4 protein-coding genes are annotated in these 5,490 nt (G+C 48.9%); 2 read left to right on the top strand and 2 right to left on the bottom strand.

Annotated features, from left to right (window positions below; genetic code table 11):
* Positions 1-328, top strand: a 328-nt coding sequence (locus Q7P41_RS09390) for a diguanylate cyclase domain-containing protein (RefSeq protein ID WP_303883763.1), incomplete at its 5' end; no start/stop codon positions are given.
* An 85-nt stretch (positions 329-413) separates the two neighbouring features.
* Here Q7P41_RS09390 and Q7P41_RS09385 read toward each other — a convergent pair.
* Together Q7P41_RS09385 and Q7P41_RS09380 are read right to left on the bottom strand one after the other, a co-directional pair.
* Positions 414-2,618: an FAD-dependent oxidoreductase gene (locus Q7P41_RS09385; protein ID WP_303883761.1), complete on the bottom strand. Its 2,205-nt coding sequence runs from the start codon at positions 2,616-2,618 to the stop codon at positions 414-416.
* Positions 2,619-2,637: 19 nt separating this feature from the next.
* Entirely contained in the window at positions 2,638-3,648 is a 1,011-nt protein-coding gene (locus Q7P41_RS09380; RefSeq protein WP_303883760.1) for an alpha-hydroxy-acid oxidizing protein, read from the bottom strand.
* An 82-nt stretch (positions 3,649-3,730) separates the two neighbouring features.
* Between Q7P41_RS09380 and ade the strand changes: the two genes are divergently transcribed.
* A partial coding sequence (ade, locus tag Q7P41_RS09375; protein ID WP_303883759.1) for an adenine deaminase occupies positions 3,731-5,490 on the top strand: 1,760 nt, incomplete at its 3' end.

Here is a 5,490-nt window from a genome sequence, read left to right as displayed (position 1 = left end):
AGAGTTCGGCAAGCGCCTATGCCAAAAGGTGCGTAACGGACTGGTTGGCCGATTTGGTGGCGATGAATTTATCGTGATATTGCCACATATAAAAAACACGGAACACGTTGAGCATGCGGTGCTAGAAATCGTCTCGGCGTTGAAAACACCCACGAAGGCAGGAGGCGTTGACGTTTCTTTATCGCCAAGCATAGGGATTAGCCTGTACCCAAAAGATGGGACGAGCTTCGATGAGCTCATACGCCACGCCGATATCGCTATGTATAAAGCCAAAAAAAGCGCCAGGTCGTATTGTTTCTTTCAAGAAGATCGTGCCTTCTTGCGCTAAAGACCCGGCGCAAACTGTTTTTACTAACACACCGTAAGTGGGCACGACTTAAGAAACTATGGTTATCGTGCCTTTTTTCGTTTTCTTATCTCTGTTCGGTCAAAACCTTCATAACAAGATCGAGAGCTTCCCCCCTTGAAATGATCCCCTGGAAATTCAAGTTTTCATCAGTTAAAAATGGCGATAGTCTTTTACAGGCCCATGAAATTTTCTCCCTTTCAGTAGTTATGGGTTTGGGAGTTTGATCAGGATAAAGAGCCTGACACAAGGCAAGCATAAATTCTCCTTTAGATATAGATTCATCGCTCATGCCATGGTGCAAGTCGATCTTATTTTGGTTCCCCAGGTCGCCTAGTACAGCATTAAGCATTTCATTTGCAGCCTTCCAGCTCAAGGGCTCATCCACGCCAAAGATCCCTTTAATGCGTCCCTTTCGCGATGCCTGCAGGATATCGTTATAATTGTCTGCCCTTGAGGCGGCAAAGGTGGGTAAACTTTCTGGCTTCATCCAACCTCTTATGGTGGCCATTTGCACTGCCGGCCAAAAGGGATGATTGGGCGGGACATCGGAAAAAACGCATAAAGAAAGCCTGTCTCCGGCTTCTAAAAGTATCCTTTGCACTTTTAACACGTTTACCTCGCGGGGAGGGACCCCTTCCTTGACAGCCGCGGCTGCTATTGTCCCTGCAGCTTGCCCTGTAAGCATGGTTATGGGTTGAAGTCTAAGCGCTCCCGAAGCCAATCGAGTCATCGATAAATTTTTTTCCGCCGCCAAAAAACCGTCCAGATCCTTGGGTATAAAGATTTCAAAGGGTATTTGAAAGGGCCCAACGGGCTTGTTTTTAGCTATGGATTCCTTAGTCTCACCAAACTCTTCTTCCAGCTGAGGTGTTTCGTCCGCACCATGAAGGTCCAAAACATAACGGCCGACGGCGACAGAGTTGGGAATTTCCCTTCCTTCATTTTTAATATAGCTTTCCGAATTCACTCGAAGCTCATGGGAGGCCAATGTGCTTACGCCAACGAGCCTCCTGCTTTCACGAACGTAGGGTCGGGGAGGAAAGTGCTTTGCAATTGAGGCGTACTCGAAGGGAACAAAATCTTTTACCTTTTCATAGGTCGACTCGGACTCAAAAATGTCGGACGCCACGGACCAATCGCAACCGAGCTCATTTTGCAGGTAATAAATAAACCCTATAGTTACTAGCATTGCCTTGGCTTCCGTTTCCTTCCTGAAATTGGGATCCTCAAAGTAGGTCACGGGTAAGCCGCTCTTTCCCTTATAACCCCCCTTGCCAGGATAATCGTTAGCCCAGTTTATCTCGGTCTTAGTGAGCAAAAGCCATGTAAAGGGGCTGCTTGCGTCGGCATCCCCGGGAGCCAAGCTGTCGGGCAAGCCGCGATATGCGTTGTGGGTTGGGCAATCAACAGGAAATTTAATCGGATATCCCTTAAAGGTAAAACCATCACGAGCTACGTAGGACTTAAAAGTTTCCCTCATTTGTTCGTAATTCGGAGGGGGAGTGTTGACCTTTAAATCGTCGGGGACACCGCCCGGATATTGCTTTATCACGGCTACCCACGTTATATCCTGCACTCTCGCATCCTCATCAAAGTCCTTTGAATCGGAGCCTACTACATTGCGACCAACCCTATAACTTGCACCTGCCAAGGGAAGCAAATCCCCATATTCGGTGGCATCAATCAAGACCTTGCTATTACATTGAAATTTCTTGCCCCTCACATCAACGATGATGCCAGTCACGGTCTTTCCGTCGCTTGATTTTAAAACCCTCTGCACTTTGGACTTGAAATAAACGTCTAAAATACCGGGCTTTCCGTCAACGGTCGTCCTTCCCTCGCGGACGTCTTTTATCATCTCTGCCAAGATGTAGTCGGCAACATCGGGCTCGAAAGCAACGGTAATGGGAGTCCAGTAACAAGTTCCCACCGACTTCCCCAGGGAAGAATAATATTTCAAAATGCCATCCAAGAATTCTCCATAAAGCCCCCATCTGGTGCCGTACATGTCGTCCATTGTGGACACGGCCGATGCCACCATTTGACCCCCTAGAACATTTGTATCCTCAAAGAGGGCCACCTTTGCTCCCAATCGTCCAGCCTGAATTGCTGCTGCAACACCTCCCGTTCCCGCCCCCACTACAATAACGTCATAATCCCTCGTTTCAACGGCCTCTGCTGACCTTGGACAAGCAGCCACAGAAATTGAGACGATCATGAACATTAGGGACCATAAAATTAAAGAGGAGATACCATTTTTTTTAATCATGATTTAACCTACCTCCTGCTTAACTTTGCAATATGCTCATGGAGACTTCTTTAATGCTTGGGCAAGAAGTCAATATCATCGCTATGCGTAACTCATCAGCCAATTTTTCATAAAGCAACCTGACTCCTTCTTTACCGCCTCCAAAGGCCCCCCACACGACGGGACGACCCACTAAGACGGCATCGGCCCCGCAAGCGATGAACTTTAAAACGTCCGACCCGCTTCTTACTCCACCATCGGCCAACAGGATGGAGCGACCCTTTACCTTTGAAGCTATGCCTGGAAGGACCGAGATTGTCCCGGGCAGGTCATCCAATACTCTGCCGCCATGATTTGATACGACGATGGCGCCCGCACCCGCATCAGAGGCCATTACAGCCTCTTCTTCTGTCATGATACCTTTAATTATAACTGGAAGCTTTGTGCTCTCACATATCTTTCTTAAGGCACCGAGACTTAAAGGCCCCACATATTCGCCGGACCTCCTCATGTTGACCAAACCGGCAGCATCGACATCCACGCCAACGGCCACCGCACCGGCCTCTTCGGCCATCCTAATGCGCCTTATCATCTCGTCTAATTTTCTGGGTTTTATTATGGCTATGCCCTTACCTGCTCCTTTTAGAGCCTCAATTGTTTTATCGTAAAGATCGCCAGGACCGTCTCCTATCATGGCGATAGTACCTGCCTCCAGGGCCCCGAAAACCTGAGCTTTTGCCAAATCGACCTCGTTCATCCTGTCTTTGAAGTTGATCGCAGCTCCTGCGACGGCTGCCCCTATCACGGGCATGGCTAACTTTTGCCCAAAAAGTTCGACGTTTATATCGGGTTCAGTGACGTCATGAAGGGTCTTCATCTTAAATCTTAGACTACGAAGCGCCTCATAGTTATTTTTAGCGCTAGAACCCGTGCCGATTCCGCCGATGCCTGGCACCCTACTGGCACAGGCTTTCATATCACAAATGGGGCACAGATTACATATCCCCTTCAATGCCTCTCTGGCCCTTCCTAAAACATCTTCCCATTTCACTTCCCATCACCTTGCCTCTGCTTTCTGACATATAATAATAGTACTATTTTAAACTAAGCAGCGAAAAAAGGAGTGATGAAGGATGGCGAAGTTCTTGGGAAGAAATGCCCTTTACGAAATGACTCGCGATTTGACGCTTGCAGCTCAAGGCAAACATAAAGCTGATACTGTGATAAAAGGCGGCCTCGTCGTAAACGTCTTCACCAGAGAGATAATGCCCGCAGACATCGCCATATACAAAGGTCGTATAGTCTTGGTTGGCAAGGCCGATCATACGATTGGCCCGGGAACGCAAGTCATAGATGCCACAGGTTTTTATTTAACTCCCGGATTGCTGGACGGTCACATGCATGTAGAGTCAAGCATGGTGACGGTCACCCAATTTTCCCGAGCAGTGCTTCCCTTTGGCACGACCGCCATCTTCATGGATCCCCATGAAATTGCAAACGTACTGGGGGTTAAAGGGGTCCGCCTTATGATAGATGAAGGCAAAGGCTTGCCGCTTAAGGTATTTTCCACTATGCCATCATGTGTGCCCTCGGCACCGGGATTTGAGGACGCAGGAGCTGAAATCACTCCCAAGGACATCGCCGACGCCATGAAGTGGGAGGAAATAATAGGCCTTGGAGAGATGATGAACTTCCCGGGAGTACTGAGCGGCGACGAGAAAGTACACGAAATGCTTAAACTAACCATGGAGGCGGGCAAGGTCGTGACCGGCCATTATTCTATTCCCGAAACGGACATAGGCCTTCAAGCTTACGCAGCATCAGGAGTGGCATCTTGCCATGAAAGCACGAGAAAAGAAGATGCCCTGGCCAGAATGCGCCTGGGCATGTACAACAAGATGCGAGAGGGATCGGCCTGGCAGGACATAAAGGCCACCGTAAAAAGCATCACAGAAACAGGGGCAGACGACAGGAGGGCTTTGCTAGTTACCGACGACACTCATCCTCACACCATTTTGACGTTAGGGCACATGAACCATGTGGTGAAAAGGGCCATAGAAGAAGGATTGAATCCCATAAGCGCCATACAAATGGCCACGATAAATACGGCAGAGTGTTTTAAGGTAAGTCATGAGATCGGAGCCATAGCGCCGGGAAGGTGCGCCGACATACTTTTTGTGAGGGATTTGGCGGACTTTGTCCCTGAGATCGTAATGAGCGATGGCAAGATCGTCGCCAAGGAAGGAAAATTAACGGAAAGCCTTAAAACTCCCAAATATCCGGATTGGGCGCTTAACACCGTACACCTTAGAAAAGAACTGACGGGGACAGATTTCGAAGTTAAATATTTTGGGGCTGACAGGGAAGCGACAGTAAGGGTAATCCAAGTGATAGAAGCTAAGACCAATACGCTGCACAAGACGGCGAAGCTCTTGGTCCATGACCAAACAATCCTGGCCAACCCTGCCCAAGACGTGGCAAAAGTCGCGGTCATAGAACGCCACGGCGGGCCTGGAAACATGGGAATCGGCTTCGTTCAAGGATTTGGCTTAAAGCGAGGGGCAGTGGCTTCCACCGTAGCACATGACAGCCACAATCTCTTGATTATGGGGACAAATGACCCCGATATGGCTTATGCGGGCAACGTGTTGCACGAATGTGGCGGAGGCATGGTCGCCGTGTGCGATGGCAAGGTGCTGGCTTTGGTAAAGCTGCCTATAGCAGGTTTAATGTCGAATGAACCCGTAGAAGATGTCGATGCTCAAGTAAAGGCCTTAGACGAAGCATGGCGACAGCTAGGATGTTCTATCGAATCTCCTTTTATGACCATGGCTCTGCTTTCCCTGCCGGTTTTACCGGAACTACGAATAACCAATAGAGGGTTGGTCGATAC

The organism is Acetomicrobium mobile, assembly GCF_937920065.1.
The sequence above is the reverse complement of the archived record's forward strand: the minus strand, read 5'-3'. Positions and strand labels throughout refer to the sequence as shown.

Coding starts and splice junctions, on each gene's coding strand:
- Q7P41_RS09385 (WP_303883761.1), bottom strand. CDS start 2,618: ATGATTAAAAAAAATGGTATCTCCTCTTTAATTTTATGGTCCCTAATG.